This window comes from Saccharopolyspora griseoalba (assembly GCF_042665275.1).
In the GTDB taxonomy this organism is placed as follows: domain Bacteria; phylum Actinomycetota; class Actinomycetes; order Mycobacteriales; family Pseudonocardiaceae; genus Saccharopolyspora; species Saccharopolyspora griseoalba.
Genome location: NZ_JBHTCJ010000006.1, coordinates 221,993 through 237,775, shown reverse-complemented (window position 1 = coordinate 237,775; position 15,783 = coordinate 221,993). Strand labels below are relative to the sequence as shown.

General features: G+C 70.3%; 14 protein-coding genes and 1 tRNA gene. 6 read left to right on the top strand and 9 right to left on the bottom strand.

The genetic code is table 11. The annotated features are described in order from the left end of the window. Positions 1–20 precede the first annotated feature (20 nt). Positions 21–944: a rhomboid family intramembrane serine protease gene (locus tag ACFQRI_RS14035; RefSeq protein WP_380668483.1), complete on the top strand. Its 924-nt coding sequence runs from the start codon at positions 21–23 to the stop codon at positions 942–944. A gap of 1 nt (position 945) precedes the next feature. Here ACFQRI_RS14035 and ACFQRI_RS14030 read toward each other — a convergent pair whose 3' ends face one another. Together ACFQRI_RS14030 and crgA are read right to left on the bottom strand one after the other, a co-directional pair. Then, a complete protein-coding gene (locus tag ACFQRI_RS14030; protein ID WP_380668481.1) occupies positions 946–1,344 on the bottom strand; it encodes a PH domain-containing protein in 399 nt (132 codons plus the stop codon). Positions 1,345–1,588: 244 nt separating this feature from the next. Continuing rightward, positions 1,589–1,855: a cell division protein CrgA gene (gene crgA / locus ACFQRI_RS14025; protein WP_380668479.1), complete on the bottom strand. Its 267-nt coding sequence runs from the start codon at positions 1,853–1,855 to the stop codon at positions 1,589–1,591. A 233-nt stretch (positions 1,856–2,088) separates the two neighbouring features. Between crgA and ACFQRI_RS14020 the strand changes: the two genes are divergently transcribed. The 3 genes from ACFQRI_RS14020 (at position 2,089) to ACFQRI_RS14010 (ending at position 3,831) form a co-directional block, all read left to right on the top strand. After that, entirely contained in the window at positions 2,089–2,943 is an 855-nt protein-coding gene (locus ACFQRI_RS14020; RefSeq protein WP_380668476.1) for a class E sortase, read from the top strand. Next, positions 2,943–3,098, top strand: coding sequence for a hypothetical protein (locus ACFQRI_RS14015; RefSeq protein WP_380668473.1), 156 nt, complete (start codon positions 2,943–2,945; stop codon positions 3,096–3,098). The genes ACFQRI_RS14020 and ACFQRI_RS14015 overlap by 1 nt, the downstream gene beginning before the upstream one ends. A 91-nt stretch (positions 3,099–3,189) precedes the next feature. Continuing rightward, entirely contained in the window at positions 3,190–3,831 is a 642-nt protein-coding gene (locus ACFQRI_RS14010) for an aminodeoxychorismate/anthranilate synthase component II (protein ID WP_380668471.1), read from the top strand. A gap of 66 nt (positions 3,832–3,897) precedes the next feature. On the opposite strand, the gene pknB is transcribed toward ACFQRI_RS14010, so the two are convergent. The 7 genes from pknB to ACFQRI_RS13975 are packed head-to-tail and all read right to left on the bottom strand — an operon-like array spanning position 3,898 to position 13,424. Then, positions 3,898–5,859 (bottom strand): Stk1 family PASTA domain-containing Ser/Thr kinase, encoded by a 1,962-nt coding sequence (pknB, locus tag ACFQRI_RS14005; RefSeq protein ID WP_380668469.1) that lies wholly within the window; start codon positions 5,857–5,859, stop codon positions 3,898–3,900. Next, entirely contained in the window at positions 5,856–7,256 is a 1,401-nt protein-coding gene (locus ACFQRI_RS14000; protein WP_380668467.1) for a serine/threonine-protein kinase, read from the bottom strand. The genes pknB and ACFQRI_RS14000 overlap by 4 nt, the downstream gene beginning before the upstream one ends. A gap of 3 nt (positions 7,257–7,259) precedes the next feature. Continuing rightward, positions 7,260–8,717, bottom strand: coding sequence for a peptidoglycan D,D-transpeptidase FtsI family protein (locus ACFQRI_RS13995; protein ID WP_380668465.1), 1,458 nt, complete (start codon positions 8,715–8,717; stop codon positions 7,260–7,262). Then, complete coding sequence (locus tag ACFQRI_RS13990; RefSeq protein WP_380668463.1) at positions 8,714–10,138, bottom strand: FtsW/RodA/SpoVE family cell cycle protein; 1,425 nt, start codon at positions 10,136–10,138, stop codon at positions 8,714–8,716. The genes ACFQRI_RS13995 and ACFQRI_RS13990 overlap by 4 nt, the downstream gene beginning before the upstream one ends. Next, a complete protein-coding gene (locus ACFQRI_RS13985) occupies positions 10,138–11,586 on the bottom strand; it encodes a PP2C family protein-serine/threonine phosphatase (RefSeq protein ID WP_380668461.1) in 1,449 nt (482 codons plus the stop codon). The genes ACFQRI_RS13990 and ACFQRI_RS13985 overlap by 1 nt, the downstream gene beginning before the upstream one ends. Continuing rightward, entirely contained in the window at positions 11,583–12,050 is a 468-nt protein-coding gene (locus ACFQRI_RS13980; RefSeq protein ID WP_380668459.1) for an FHA domain-containing protein FhaB/FipA, read from the bottom strand. Before ACFQRI_RS13980 ends, ACFQRI_RS13985 begins: the two co-directional genes overlap by 4 nt. 45 nt (positions 12,051–12,095) lie before the next feature. Continuing rightward, the gene (locus tag ACFQRI_RS13975; RefSeq protein WP_380668457.1) at positions 12,096–13,424 is read right to left on the bottom strand and encodes an FhaA domain-containing protein; all 1,329 of its coding nucleotides are present in this window, start codon (positions 13,422–13,424) and stop codon (positions 12,096–12,098) included. 218 nt (positions 13,425–13,642) lie between these two features. On the opposite strand from ACFQRI_RS13975, the gene ACFQRI_RS13970 reads away from it, so the two are divergent. Both ACFQRI_RS13970 and ACFQRI_RS13965 read left to right on the top strand, forming a co-directional pair. After that, positions 13,643–13,725, top strand: a tRNA-Leu gene (locus tag ACFQRI_RS13970). 497 nt (positions 13,726–14,222) lie between these two features. Further along, positions 14,223–15,011 carry an IclR family transcriptional regulator gene (locus ACFQRI_RS13965; RefSeq protein WP_380668455.1) on the top strand — a complete coding sequence of 263 codons (789 nt, stop codon included), beginning with the start codon at positions 14,223–14,225 and terminating at the stop codon, positions 15,009–15,011. Positions 15,012–15,783 lie beyond the last annotated feature (772 nt).

Below are 15,783 nucleotides of genomic sequence, written 5' to 3'. Positions count from 1 at the left end.
CCGCCCGGGAGGTAACCAGAATGACTGTGCCCCCCGGATCTCAACCCGGCGCGGACGGGGCGCCGGCGCAGCTGCCCGGCTGCGTCCGGCACCCCGACCGCCCGACCGGGCTGCGCTGCGTCCGGTGCGACCGGCCCGCGTGCCCGGAATGCCTGCGCGACGCCTCGGTGGGCATGCAGTGCGTCGACTGCGTCGCCGAGGGCGAGCGCACCACCCGGCGACCGATGACCGTCGCCGGGGCCCAGCTGCGCGAGAAGCCGATGCTGGTTCCCGCGCTGATCGCGGTCAACGTGGTGATCTTCGCGATCACCGCGCTGCAGGCGGGCAGCATGCGCAACTACGGTTCCGCGCTGTTCGCCGACTTCGCGATGCTGCCGATCACGGTGGCCGCCGGCCAGTGGTGGCGGCTGCTCAGCTCCGGGTTCCTGCACATCGGCCTGGTGCACCTCGCGATGAACATGATCGCGCTGTGGGTCATCGGCCGAGACCTGGAGCTGCTGCTCGGCCGGTTCCGCTTCGCGGCGGTCTACGCGCTGTCGCTGCTCGGCGGGAGCGTCGGGGTGTTCCTCTTCGGCGCGGCCGACGCCCCGGTCGCCGGCGCCTCCGGTGCCATCTACGGGCTGATGGGCGGCATCGCGATCGCGGCGATGCGGCTCAAGGTCAGCCTGAAGCCGGTGCTGGTGGTGATCGCGCTCAACATCGTCCTGAGCATCACGATCCCCGGCATCTCGCTGCTCGGGCACCTCGGCGGGCTGGTCCTCGGCACCGCCGCCACCGCGGCCCTGCTCTACGCGCCCAGGCAGAACCGCGCGATGGTGCAGGCGGGCGCGCTCGCGGGGCTCCTGGTGCTGCTGATCGCCGTGGTGATCACCCGCGACGTGCAGTTCGGCGACATCAGCTGCTTCGGCGACGGGTTCCAGACCCGCTGCACGCAGCCGCGGTGAGCTAGGGCTGGAGGTCGTGCAGGCGGAAGGCGACCTCGTAGGGGTCGGCGCCCAGCTCCAGCCTGCCCAGCACGATGAGCTGCGGGTCGGCGTCCAGCTCCAGGCCGGCGTTGGTGCGGCCGAGCCTGCGGTGCTCGCGGACGCGGACGGTGACCTGCGGCCAGTCGAAGTGCTTGCTCCCGGTCAGCGTGCGCACCGTGAGGCCGGTGCTGTCGGCGGCCAGCCGCGGGCGGACGAACGAGCCGTGCGCGGCGGCCGCGACCAGGGCGAGCACCAGCACGCCGACGAACAGCCGGTCGGTGGCCGCGTCGGTCAGCGCGAACCAGGCCGCGGCCGCGGCGGCCAATGCCCAGCCGCAGGCGACCAGGCCCTTCGCGGGTGCCCAGCTGTTCGGTTCCACGGTCGTCCACCCGCTGTCGAGGAGTTATCCACAGGAGTTATCCCCACTGGGGATTAGTTACACATGTGTGCTTCGCTGACCGTCCGTCAATCCGCCGATGGGCTGAGTGAACCTCGAACGGCGGGCGCGCTCGGCGGCGGAGCACGAACCGCGACCGGACCGGTGCGGTCCTCGGCGCCCCGAGTTGCGGGGCACCGGGGACCGGCTTATGGGCAGGTTGTCCGCGCAGGTCAGAGCCTTGCGCTCAGCGCCACCGCATGGTCATCAGCAAGCCGACGATCATGAAGGCGAAGCCGACGGCGAAATTCCACCCACCCAGGTCGGCCATGAAGCCGATCTTGTCGCCGGCGATGTAGTTGGTGACCAACCACAGCAGGCCGACGATCATGAGTCCGAGCATCACGGCGACGTAGATCGGGTGCGACGGACCGACCGCCTTCGCCTTCACCGGGGTGCGGCGGTCGGCGACCGGGGCGGAGGTGTCCTTCTTGCGGACCTTCGACTTCGGCATAGGTGTCCTCGCCAGGTGATGCGGCACAGGGGCCCGTTCGCGGGGACGCCGCAGGGCGGCGTTCGCGATGGCGCCGCGTGCCCGGTCGGTCGCCGTCCCGACCCCGCCGGGAACGACTCCGCGAGCCGGACCCGCTGGTCGGAACGACTGGGTTTCCACCCACCACGTTAACGTAATCACAGCCCTCGTCGGGCACCCCTGGCGGAAAGCCGTGACCGGAGAGGAACGACTTCGTGGTCTCCACCATCGGGACGCCGCAGAGCCCGCCACCGGACTCCGAGCGGCGGGTGACCTGGCGCGGCGTCGCGCGGTTCGGCGGCGAGCTGATGATCACCGCCGGGCTGGTCCTGCTGCTGTTCGTCTTCTACGCGGTCTACGTCACCGACTGGTTCGCGGCCCGCCAGCAGCACGCCGCGGCGCAGCAGCTGCACGACCGCTGGCAGCAGCAGCGCGCCGAGCAGCCGAGCGGCGGGACCATCCCGGAACCGCCGCCGCCGGAGCCCGGTGCCGGGTTCGCCCGGCTGCACCTGCCCGCGCTGGGGCCGGGCCTGGACTTCACCGTGCTCGAGGGCACCGGCACGGAGACCCTCAAGCGCGGTCCCGGCCACTACGAGGGCACCCAGTGGCCCGGCGCCCCGGGCAACTTCGCGGTGGCCGGTCACCGGATCGGCCGAGGGGCGCCGTTCAACGAGCTCGACCAGCTGAGCTCGTGCGATCCGCTCGTGGTGGAGACCGCCGCCCGCTGGTACGTCTACCGGGTGCTGCCGATGCCCGAGGAGGAGGCCGGCTGGGACGGGCGCGGTGGCGATCCGCGCTGCGCCGGGGTGGCGCCGATGGGCGAGCCCTACGGCGAGGTCGCCGGACGCCGGATCGTCGCGCCGGACCGGGCCGAGGTGATCGACCCGGTGCCCGGCGAGGTCGTGCGCGGCGAGCTGCCGCCGAACGCGAGCAGGCTGATCACGCTGACCACCTGCCACCCGGAGTACTCCGCCCGCCAGCGGCTGATCGTGCACGGCGTGCTGACCACCGAGTACCCCAAGATCGCCGGTCGGCCGCAGCTGCGACCGCCGGAACTCGAGGAGGGCTGATGTACGCCTGGCTCTGGCGGCACCTGCCCGGGCCGTTCCCCGCCAAGCTGCTCCAGGCGGTGGTCCTGGTCGCGGCGGTCGTCGCGCTGCTGCTGTTCGTCGTCTTCCCCTGGGCCGAACCCCTGCTCCCGTTCGACGAGGTGACCACCGGTTGAGGAGTTCCGCCGGGCGTGCTCGCGCGGCGGAACCGCGTCCGGGCGGTCCGGGTGGCGGAACGGGATTGCGGGGAGGACGTAGGCTGGCTCCGTGCGCGTATTGGTCGTCGACAACTACGACAGCTTCGTCTACAACCTGGTGCAGTACCTGGCGCAGCTCGGCGCCGAGTGCACCGTCCGGCGCAACGACGTCGTCACCGACGAGGACGTCGCGGCCGCGGACGGCGTGCTGTTCAGCCCCGGTCCCGGCACGCCGGACCGCGCCGGTCGGACCATGGAGCTCATCGAGCGCTGCGCCGCCGAGCGCAAGCCCGCCTTCGGGGTGTGCCTCGGCCACCAGGCCATCGGTGCGGTGTGGGGCGGCACCGTCGAGCGCGCGCCCGAGCTGCTGCACGGCAAGGTCAGCGAGATCCAGCACGCCGGGGCCGGCGTGTTCGCCGGCCTGCCCGCGCCGTTCATCGCCACCCGCTACCACTCGCTGATCGTCCGCGCGGACAGCGTCCCGGACGACTTCGAGGTCACCGCCCGCACCGAGTCCGGCATCGTGATGGGCATGCGGCACCGCGAGCTGCCGGTCGAGGGCGTGCAGTTCCACCCCGAGTCGGTGCTCACCGACGGCGGTCACCGGATGCTCGCCAACTGGATGGCGTCGGCCGGCCACCCGGTGGACCCGGTGCTGGTCGAGACGCTGGAGGGCGAGATGCGCGCCGTGGCGGCCGCCGCGCAGCGCTGACCCGCGAACGCGAAGCGGGGGCGGTGACCTGGTCACCGCCCCCGCTGTTCGTCGCGCTGCCGACCCCTAGCCGTCCTGGAAGGGGAACAGGTTGCCCCCGTCCGGCGGGCTGCCGGAGGTCGCCCCGCTGTCGTAGTCGCCGACGTAGAGCGTCACCGGCTGATCCTTGCTGATCTTCTGGCCGGCCGAGGGGGACGAGCCGACGACCTTGTCGTCCTTGGACTCGTCACCGGTGGGCTGCTGCTGCTCCTGGATCGAGCCGTTCCAGCCCAGCGCCTTGAGCGCCTGCTCGGCCTCGCTCCTGGACTTGCCCTCCAGGCTCGGCATGGTGATCTGGTCGCCGTTGGAGACGGTGAGGGTGACCGTGGAGCCGGTCCGGGCCTCGGTGCCCGCCGACGGCGACTGGTCCAGCACGGTGTCCGCGGGCTGGTCGGAGTCGGTGGTCTTCTTCTGCACCTTGAACCCGGCGCCCTCCAGGTAGGCCTTGGCCGTCGAGAAGGGCTGCCCCACCAGGTCCGGGACCTGCGTCTGCGGGATCTCCTTGCCGATGGTGACGTTGATCGTGGTGCCCTTGGGCACCTGCTGGCCCTTGTGGTCCCAGCTGATGATCTTGCCGACCAGGCTGGAGTCGTCGGTCTCCTGCTCCCGCGGGGTCAGACCGATCTTGAGGCCCGCGGACTCCAGCTTCTGCTGCGCCTGGCTCATGTCCAGGCCCTCGATGTCCGGGATCTGCACCGTCTCCGGGCCCTCGCCGCGGCAGAGCACCAGGTTGGGCGAGCGCTCCTTGTTGACCATCGAGCCCGCCTTGGGCTCCTGCTCGACGATCTTGCCGCGGTTCTCCTCGCTGGAGAAGCAGCTCTTCGGGACCGGCCGCCAGCCCTGCGAGCGGGCCTGGTCCTGCGCCGCCTGCTCGGTCTGCCCCACGAAGCTGGGCACCTTGACCTGCTCCGGTTCGGAGTTGACCATGCTGGCCACCAGCCAGCCCGCGAGCGCGAGCACCGCCACGCAGGCGATCGTGACCAGGGCTATCAGCCCGGTCCGGCGCTTGCGCTCCGGTTCCTCCTCCGGGTAGGGCTCGGCGTCGTCCGAGCGGTGCCTGCCCGAGGACATCACCTCGGTGGCGCCCGCGCCCTGGCCGAGCATCGCGGTGTGCTCCTCCTCCGACATGATCATCGGAGCCTTCGGGCGCTGCCCGGAGAGCACGCGAACCAGGTCGGCCCGCATCTCGGCGGCCGACTGGTAGCGGTTGGCCGGGTTCTTGCTCAGGGCCTTGAGCACCACGGCGTCCAGCGAGGCGGGCACCGACGGGACCACGTCGGAGGGCTTGCGCGGCTCCTCCCGAACGTGCTGGTAGGCCACCGCGACCGGCGAGTCGCCGGTGAACGGCGGCTCCCCGGTGAGCAGCTCGAAGATCACGCAGCCCGCGGCGTAGACGTCGCTGCGCGCGTCTACCGCCTCGCCGCGCGCCTGCTCCGGGGAGAGGTACTGCGCGGTCCCGATCACCGCCGCGGTCTGGGTGACCGCCGCCTGCCCGTCGGCCAGGGCGCGCGCGATGCCGAAGTCCATCACCTTCACCGCGCCGGAGCGGGTGATCATGATGTTGGCCGGCTTGACGTCGCGGTGCACGATCCCGTGCCGGTGGCTGAAGTCCAGCGCCGCCGACGCGTCGGCCATGACCTCCATCGCCCGCCGCGGCGGCAGCGGACCCTCGGTCTTGACGATGTCGCGCAGCGTCCGGCCGTCGACGTACTCCATCACGATGTAGGGCAGCGGCCCGTTCTCGGATTCCGTCTCGCCGGTGTCGTAGACGGCCACGATGGCCGGGTGGTTCAGCGCCGCCGCGTTCTGCGCCTCGCGGCGGAAGCGCAGCTGGAACGTGGGGTCCCGGGCCAGGTCGGCGCGCAGAATCTTGACCGCGACATCTCTGCTCAGGCGAGTGTCCCGGCCGCGGTGCACCTCGGACATACCGCCGTAGCCGAGAGTCTCACCGAGCTCATATCGGTTGGACAGAAGTCGAGGTGAACTCATCGAATGGTCGTTCCGATCCTTGTCAACGGTCGTCCCATCATGCCGAGCTGACGGCCCTCGCCGACAGTCGTGCCGGCCGCTCGCGCGGCCCGTGGTGTATCCCCGACTCCATTCATCGGCCGACCCACGTGAAACGTTCCGTCCATGGGGGCCTGCCGCGCAGTTTGTCCCATAGCGCGCGCGGAAGCCAGGTCCTGCGTGATCGTGTGATCGCGTGCGGCCTGCCCCAGGATGTTGCGGTGGGTCGCCCAATAGGTCAACAAACCGATGGCGACCAGCACACAAACAGCGAGCACGGCCGCCACCGCCCACAGCACGACCCTGCCGCCGCGCGTCGGGTGAGGAATACCACCTGGTCGCACCGCGACCGCCTGCTGCGGCGGCTGCGGTACCGGTGCGTGCGCCGCCTGGGGCGGGATGACCCCGGGCGGGTAGGTGTTGCCCAGCGGTTGCCCGGTCGCCGCGGCGGGGGTCATCGCGGGCACCGTCGGACCGCCCGAGGCAGGCGTGCCGGGCTGCGGCTGCTGCGGCACGGCCATCGAAGCCGGAGCGGGCAGCGGCATGCCCGCGCGCACCGCCGCGACCGCGTTGGCGAACTCCCCGCCGTCGCCGTAGCGCCGCCGGGGGTCCTTGACCAGCGTGGCCTCGATCAGCGCGCGCACTCCCGGCGGCACGTCCGGAGGCAGCGGCGGTGCGATCTCGCGGATGTGCATCATCGCGACCGTCACCGCGTTCTCGGACAGGAACGGCCGATGCCCCATCAGGCATTCGTAACCCACCACGGCCAGCGAGTACACGTCGCTGGCCGGCGTCGCGTCGCTGCCCAGCGCCTGCTCGGGCGCGATGTAGTGGGCCGTGCCCATCACCATTCCCGAGCGGGTGACAGGTGCCGCGTCGGCCGCCTTCGCGATGCCGAAATCGGTCAACTTCACCTTGCCCTCGGGAGTGATCAGGATGTTCCCCGGCTTGACGTCCCGGTGCACCAGCCCGCGCTCGTGCGCGGCCTGCAGCGCCCGGCCCGCCTGCTCCAGCATGTCCAGCGTGTGCTCGATGGTGATCCGCTGCGTCTCGGCCAGGATGCTCGCCAGCGGCTTGCCCTCCACCAGCTCCATCACCAGGTAGGCGGTGTCGTCCGGGCCGTCCGGCGCCGCGGCGGTCTCGCCGTAGTCGTGGACCGCGGCGATCCCCTGGTGGTTGAGCGAGGCGGTGGTGCGGGCCTCGGTGCGGAAGCGGTGCAGGAACTCCGCGTCCCCGCACAGCTCGGCCTTGAGCACCTTGATGGCCACCGTCCGGTCCAGCCGGACGTCCACCGCCTGCCACACCTCGCCCATGCCACCGACGGCGATGCGACTGCCCAACCGGTAGCGCTCGGCGAGTAACTGGCCGGTGGTCAGCACGGATCAGCCACCTCCTCGCAGACCCGCCCGGATGACCTCGCGGCCGATGGGCGCTGCCAGCGAGCCGCCGGTGGCCTCGGCGCCCTCGTCGCCGCCGTTCTCCACGATCACCGCGACGGCGATCGTGGGGTTCTCGGCGGGGGCGAAGGCGACGTACCAGCCGTGCGGCTGGTCGCCGGGGTCACCGTGCTGGGCGGTACCGGTCTTCGAGGCGATGTCGATGCCGGTGATCTTGCCGCCGCCCTTGGTGAAGCCCTCGGACTTGATCATCATCTCCTTGATCTGGGCGGCGACCTGCGGCGACACGGCCTGGCCGAGGGACTCCTCCTGGAAGGTGTCCATCGTCTCCATGTCCGGCGCGCGGGTGGCCTCGACCAGCTGCGGCTTCATCAGCTCGCCGCCGTTGGCGATCGCGGCGGCCATCATCGCGTTCTGCAGCGGCGTGACGCGCACGTCGCGCTGACCGATGCCGCTCTGGTACAGCGAGGCCTGGTCGGCCATCGGGCCCATCTCGGACCTCGCGACGCTCATCGGCATGTTGAGGTCGCGGTCGAAGCCGAACTTCGCCGCGGTGGACCGCAGCTTGTCCGCCCCGACCTTGCCCGCGATCTCGGCGAACGCCGTGTTGCAGGAGTGCGCCAGGGCCAGCGTCAGGGTGCTGCCCTTGCACGTCCGGTCGCCGTAGTTCGGCAGCGTCGCGTCGGCGGTGCCCGGCAGGTGGATCGACGAGGCGGTCTCCACCTGGCTGTCCGGGGTGTAGCCGGAGTCCAGCGCGGCCGCCGTGGTGATCAGCTTGAACGTCGAGCCGGGCGGGTAGATCTCGGAGACCGCCCGGTTGGACATCGGGTTGCCCGACTCGTCGTTGAGCTGCTGCCACTGGTCGGCGACCTGGTTGTTGTCGGTGCCGGTCAGCCGGTTCGGGTCGTACGACGGCGCGTTGACCATGGACAGGATCTGCCCGTTGGCCGGGTTCAGCGCGACCACCGAGCCGTGGAAGCCCTTGCTGGTCAGCTGCTCGTAGGCGACCTGCTGCATCGCCGGGTCGATGGTCAGCTCGACGTTGCCGCCGCGCGGCTTGTTGCCGGTGATCATGTCCGAGAACCGGCCGAAGGCCATGCTGTCGGCGGTGCCGTTGAGGATCTTGTCGTTGGCCCGCTCGATGCCGTTGGACCCGTAGAAGAACGAGTAGAACCCGGTCACCGGCGCGTACAGCGGCCCGTTCGGGTAGCTGCGCTGGTACTGGTAGCGGTCGTTGTCGATCGGGTTGGACACCGCCAGCGACTGCCCGTCGGCGATGATCTGCCCCCGCTCGTGGGAGAACTCCTCCAGCTGGGTGCGGATGTTGCGCGCATCGTCGCGGTACTCTCCGGCCTTGATCACCTGGACGTAGGTCATGTTGGCCATCAGCAGCACGACCATCGCCATCATGGCCAGCGCCACGCGGCGCAGCGGCTTGTTCATTGGGGACGCTCCACCAGTTCCGTATGCGCCTCCGCGATCGGGGCTTGCTTCGGCTTCGGCTTGGCGGGCGACTGCGGGCGCCGCGCCGCGTCGGAGATCCGCAGCAGCAGCGCGGCCAGGATGTAGTTGGCCAGCATCGACGACCCGCCCGCGGCCAGGAACGGCGCCGTGAGACCGGTCATCGGGATCAACCCGGTCACGCCGCCGGCGACCACGAACAGCTGCAGCGCGATGGTGAACGACAGGCCGCCGGCGAACAGCTTGCCGAACGAGTCGCGCACCGCCAGCGCGCTGCGCAGCCCGCGCATCACCAGCAGCAGGTAGACCATCAGCAGCGCCATCAGCCCGATCAGGCCGAGCTCCTCGCCCAGCGCGGGGATGATGAAGTCGCTGAACGACAGCGGGGTGATGTTCGGCATCCCGCTGCCCAGGCCGGTGCCCGGGATGCCGCCGTAGGCCATCCCGAACAGGCCGGTGCGCAGCTGGTAGCCCGGGTCGGAGGCGCCGTCCGGGACCTGCGCCATCGGCTCCAGCCAGCTGTTGACCCGCACCTGCACGTGGTCGAAGAGGTTGAAGGCGACGACGCAGCCGATCGCGAACAGCGACAGGCCCAGACCGACCCACACCGCGCGCTCGGTCGCGATGTAGATCATCACCAGCACGATGCCGAAGAACAGCAGCGAGGTTCCCAGGTCCTTCTCCAGCACGACCACGCCGATGGACAGCACCCAGGCGAACAGCACCGGGCCGAGGTCGCGCGGGCGCGGCCAGTCCACGCCGAGGAACCGCTTGCCCGCCGTGGTGAACAGCTCGCGCTTGGACACCAGGAACGAGGCGAAGAAGATCAACAGCAGGATCTTGGCGAACTCGCCCGGCTGGATCGACATGAAACCGAGGTTGATCCACAGCTTCGCGCCGTTGGCCTCCGAGATGCTCGCCGGCAGCACGCCCGGCAGGGCCAGCAGCGCCAGCCCGACGAACCCGCAGGTGTAGCCGTACTGGGCCAGCGTGCGGTGGTCCTTGACCAGCCACAGCACCAGCCCGAACATCACCACGCCCAGCGTGGTGTAGAGGATCTGCTTCGGCGTGTACGGAGCGCCGACCACCGGCGCCAGGTCGAGCCGGTGCAGCATCACCAGGCCCACGCCGTTGATCAGCGCCACCAGCGGCAGGATCAGCGGGTCGGCGTACGGCGCGAAGTAGCGCACCGCGAAGTGCGCCGCCCCGTAGAGCACCAGGAACGCCAGGCCGTAGAACAGCAGCTCGCGGGTGAGCGTGTGCGCCTGGGAGAGCTCGACCACGATCAGCGCCGAGGTGACGATGACCGCGGTGAGAACGAGCATGAACAGCTCGGTGCCCCGCCGAGTTGTCACCCGGGGGGCTCCGCTGCCTGCTCCGGTCGCGAGGGCCGGATCCGACATCAGCTCACCGTCCGGCAGTTCACGCCCGGCTTAGGCTCCTCCGGTTGCAGCGGGGTCGCGTCGGCGGCCGAGGTCTCCGTGCTCGGGGCCGGCTGGCCCGGAGACGGCTGTCCCGGAGCGGGCTGGCTCGGGGACGGCTGCCCGGGACTCGGCTGGCCGGGGGGCGGTGGCGTGCCCGGCTGCCGGGTCGGCGGAGTCTGCTGCTTGGGCTCCTGGCACTCCGGCAGCAGCGCCGTCATGCGCAGCCGCCGCATCGCCTCGCGAGCCTCCTGCAGCCCGTTGACCTCGGTGATGCCGTTGCGCACGTCGGGGCGCTGCGCCTCCTGCAGGTCCGTGATCTTGATGGGGCGGCAGTCCTGCGCGGAACCCTGCGGGCACGAGCCCTCGACCTGCCAGTTCAGCGACACGCCGAGCACATCGCCCTGCACGCCCTGGTAGATCACGACCTCGTCGGCCTCGTTGGTCCCGATGTAGTACTGGTTGAGCACCCACCAACGCCCAACCAGCGCGACTGCCGCCAGTGCGATGAGCACGCCGCAGGTCACCGCCAGCGGGAGCAACCAGCGGCGCTTGCGCGGCCGGTTGTCCGCCGGCGGTGAGGTGGGCTCGAAACGCTGCGGCTGCTGCCGCGGCATGGTCACCGCGGAAGCGCGCGCCGCAGACGAATCGGGTTGCGGATGCTCATCGCCATTTCCCGCCGCACCCCCGACGATGGGGGCGTCGTCACCGAACTCGACGTCGACGACGTCGGCGATGATCACGGTCACGTTGTCCGGACCGCCGCCCTTGAGCGCCAGCTCGATCATCCGATCCGCGCAGGCCTGCGGATCCTGGATGCGCAGCGCCTCCGCCATCGTCTCGGTGCTGACCGGTCCGGTCAGCCCGTCCGAGCAGAGCAGGTAGCGGTCCCCCGCTCGCGCCTCGCGGATCGCCAGGCTCGGTTCCACCTCGTGGCCGGTCAACGCGTGCAGCAGCAGCGAGCGCTGCGGGTGGTTGGCGGCCTCCTCCTCGGTGATCCGGCCTTCGTCGATCAGCGACTGCACGAAGGTGTCGTCGTGGGTTATCTGGGTCAGCTCGCCGTCGCGGACCAGGTACGCGCGGGAATCGCCGACGTGCACCAGTCCCAGCTTGCTGCCTGCGAACAGCACAGCGGTCAGGGTGGTGCCCATCCCGTCGAGGTCCGGGTCGTCGGCCACCAGCTCGGAGATCGCGCTGTTGCCCTCCAGCACCGCGCTGCGGAGCTGGCCGAGCAGGTCGTCACCGGGTTCGTCGTCGTCCAGCGGCGCGAGAGCCGCGATGACGACCTTGCTGGCGACCTCGCCGGCGGCATGTCCGCCCATGCCGTCCGCGAGGGCGAGTAGTCGTGGGCCGGCATAGACCGAGTCCTGGTTGTTGGAGCGAACCAGGCCGCGGTCGCTGCGGGCTGCGTAGTGAAGGACGAGGGTCATGAGCGCAGCTCGATCACCGTCTTGCCGATTCTGATCGGAACGCCGAGCGGAACCTTGGTCGGCCCCGTGACCTTCGCCCGATCGAGGTATGTGCCGTTTGTGGAGCCTAGATCCTCCACGTACCAATCGGAGCCGCGAAGCGACAACCGCGCGTGCCGCGTGGACGCGTAGTCGTCGTCGAGCACCAACGTGGAGTCGTCGGCACGGCCGATCAAGATCGGCCGGCCGTCCAGGGAAATGCGCGTGCCGGCGAGAGCGCCGTGCGTCACCACCATCTGGCGGGGCGTCTTGGCCTTGCTCTTGCCCCGGGACTTGCCCGGGCTCCGACTCGCACCTGGCATCGGGACTCGCATGCCCGAGGCCGAGTAGAGATCCGAACGAACCACGCGAAGCGCAGCCAGTACGAACAACCAGAGCAGGGCGAGGAACCCTGCTCTGGTCAGCTGAATCACCAGCTCCGGCACTTGTTGTGAACGCTCCTACTCGTATCCGCGGGTCGGCGTCCGCGCTCAGCCCTGAGCGCGGAAGACCAGGGAGGAGTGCCCGACCCTGATCACGTCACCGTCTGCCAACTGCCAAGTCTGCACCGGAGTGCCGTTCACCGTGGTGCCGTTTGTCGAACCGAGATCGGCCAGCATGGCCGACTGACCATCCCAGGTGATCTCGATGTGCTTGCGGGAGACCCCCGTGTCCGGCAGCCGGAACTGGCCCTCCTGGCCGCGGCCGATGATGTTCGAGCCGTGCTGCAGCGTGTAGGAGCGGTTCGAACCGTCGTCCAGCAGCAGCGTGGCGGTCATCTGACCGCGCGGGGCGCCCGCCGGGTAGCCGCCGGGTGCGCTCTGCGGGTACGCGCCGCCGGGCTGGCCGTAGCCCTGGTCCGGGAAACCGCCCGGAGCGCTCTGCGGGTAGGCACCGCCCGGCTGGCCGTAGCCCTGGTCGAAGCCCTGGGGCGGCTGGCCGTAGCCCTGGTCGAAGCCCTGCGGGGGCTGGCCGTAGCCCTGGTCGTAACCGGGCTGCGGGGGCTGACCGTACTGGTCGTAGCCCGGCTGCGGCGGCTGGCCGTAACCCGGCTGCTGCCCGTACTGGTCATAGCCGGGCTGCTGCGGGTAGCCCTGGTCGAAGCCCTGGGGCGGCTGGCCGTAGCCCTGGTCGAAGCCCTGCGGGGGCTGGCCGTAGCCCTGGTCGTAACCGGGCTGCGGGGGCTGACCGTACTGGTCGTAGCCCGGCTGGGGCGGCTGGCCGTAACCCGGCTGCTGCCCGTACTGGTCGTAACCGGGCTGCGGGGGCTGACCGTACTGGTCGTAGCCCGGCTGCTGGCCGTAGGCGTAGTTGGGGTCCTGGCCGTAGCCCTGGTCGTAGCCGTACTGGCCCTGCTGGTTGTACGGATCTCCCTGGGGGTAATGGCCTGGTGGCTGGCTCATGGGTCGGTCTCCTGCGGTACGCGGTTGTGTCGGCCGTCGGGTTACGTCGGGGTCGACGGTCGAACTGATTCGAAACTGTCCCGTGTGCAGCGTCTCAGAGCGCTCCAGGGAGACTACGACGTCACCATATGTGTCCCACCCCTGTTCGGTGAGATGCTCCTGAACGCAGTCGGCGAGGAGGTCGGTCACCCTCTCCTCATCGCCGGTGAGTCGATCGTGATCGGACGGGCTCAGTTGCACAACGTAGTGGTTACAAGCCAGCAACCGTCCACCGGCAAGCTCGCGGACGTGTAGCTCGGCATCCCTCTGCAGGCCCTGAGCGACCTCCTGAGGCACCACGTTGCCGCCGAACACGCGCGCGAAGCCATTACCGACGATGCCTTCGAGTCGGCGCTCGAAGCGCTGAACGAGGCCCACGGCAAAATCCCTTCACGCGTACGACATCTCCGACCATCGTATCTGGGCCAACGGCTCTGGACACCGCCCAGTTCCCAACTTCTTGGACCCCCCTGCGAAACCCCCTCCGGAGCCCGTGCTAATGTTTCTCTCGTCCACAGGGCAGCAGGGGAAAAGCGAGAGCGGCCCCCCCGGTGCTCAGGCCAGGGAGCCAGCAAGATAGACTCCCAACCAGCCACGGGCGAGTGGCGGAATGGCAGACGCGCACGGTTCAGGTCCGTGTGTCCGAAAGGACGTGAGGGTTCAACTCCCTCCTCGCCCACTCGAAAGGCCCCGGCGAATGCTTCGCCGGGGCCTTTTTCTCGTCGTGCCGTCGGGGGACCGACTCCCCCGAACCCCCTTCGGTGCGGTGGGCGCTCGGGTGAGTGCTCGTTCCGCTGGGTGCGGTTCCCGCCTGCGCTCGGACCAGCCTTCGTGCTCGTGCGCGCCTCGTCCGCATGGCCTCCCCGCTGTCTCTCCGCCCCCTCCTCGCCGCCTCTTCGCCTCTCGGTTTTCTTCGGCGGCTTCGTCCGGTTGTTCTGGTTCGGGATCGTCGCCGTTCGGGCGCTCGGTCGGGGAATTGGTTTCTCGGATTCCGCTTTTCGCGGGTGGTTTCGGGCGGTTTGGCGGGTTCGCGCTTCGGGGGACCGTGTTTTGCTTTCCGCGAAATCTCTCCGTGATCTTCGGGGGAGGTTCTTCCGGCCGGGGCTTGGCCCGGGGGGTTCCTTGTGCTGGGGTTGGGGCTTGTTGTCCGGCTGGGGGTTGGTGTCGGAGGTGGCCGTGGCCGGGAACAGTCGGGATCCGGGGCGCTCGGTTACCGCTCGGGCGTTGAGCGTGCTGACCGCGTTCGACGCCGAGCACGGGCGGCTGACCTTGACCGCGATCGCGCGGCGAGCGGGCATTCCGCTGGCGACCGCGCACCGGCTGGTGCGCGAGCTGGAGATGTGGGGCGCGCTCGAACGGGACCAGGAGGGGCGCTACGCCGTCGGGTTGCGGCTGTGGGAGATCGGCCTGCTGGCGCCGGTGAACAGCCGGCTGCGCGAGGCCGCCCTGCCGCACCTGCAGGAGCTCTGCCGCACCACGCACGACAACGTCCACCTCGCCGTCCGCGACGAGGTCGACGCGATGTACGTGGAAAAGCTCACCACTCCGCGCGCCGTGAGCATCGTCTCCCGCGCCGGTGGGCGATTGCCGCTGCACGCCACCGGCGTGGGCAAGGTGCTGCTCGCGCACGCGCCCGCCTCGGTGGTGCACGAGTGCTGCGAGCGCGGCCTCGCCCGGCACACGCCCTACACGATCACCGAGCCCGGGCGGCTCGGCCGCGAGCTGCAGGCCGTGCGGTCCCGCGGCTTCGCCCAGGCCAACGAGGAGATGACCCTGGGGAACTGCTCGGTCGCCGTGCCGGTGCACGACCCGGACGGCACCGTCGTCGCGGCCCTCGGCGTGGTCACCCACAGCGCCCGCGCGGAGGTCGCCAAGCTCGTCAAACCCCTGCTTCCCGCGGCCGAGGGCATCACCCAGCGCCTGGGTGAGCAGGACCGCTCCGGGCTCGCGTCGCTGCCTCGCTAGGGGCTGCTGAGGACGTGCGCTGTGAGGTGGTGCGGGTAGCGGGTCGTGAGACGCCTCCGGAAGTCGGTGCGCGGTGCCGACCGAGTCCCGCACCTGAAGCACAGCGGCTGCCCCGCACTCCTGAACAACTCCAAGGAGCTGTCCGGACCGGGCCCCGCAGCGGAACCGCCCGGATCCGGGGTCCGCACCGAGCCCGGCGTTGCGGGCTGTCCCCGCGGGCCGACCGCTGGGACCCTCCGGCGGTGCGCCCCGCACCGGCCGACGTCTGCTCGCACCCGGACGACGCGCGTCCACGTGGGCGTCACCGAGCGGCAACCCCGAGGACCTAGCGTCGGAGCGGGTCGAAAGCAAGGGCGAATATTCCACCGATAGCCGGACGAATAATCGAAAGTCTGTGCGTTTGTGCTGGTCCGGTGCTTCCGACCGCCGTTGTGCAGTGATTTCCCTGGTCGGGAATGCACGGCTCGCCGCGTTGTCCGACAAGCGTCGGGCCCGGCTCACCTGAATGGCGGCATCGCCGGGCTGAAGCGCGGATGTCATTCGTCGACCGGTCACCGACCGCTGGGCGCCGCCGATCGCAGCGACCCCTGGTGAGCAGCGCAAAACCGCTTCGGAGCTGTTTTAGTCGAAGTCAGCCCCGCGAGGGGCCTGGGGAAGCAAGCCGTTGGAGTGCATGCCTGCTTGAGGGAGGCGGAGAAGCTGTGACCGGAATGCCGGGACATGCCTGGTCCGAAGACGAGCTCAGGGTCTGTTCGACGACGCAGGTCCGGTC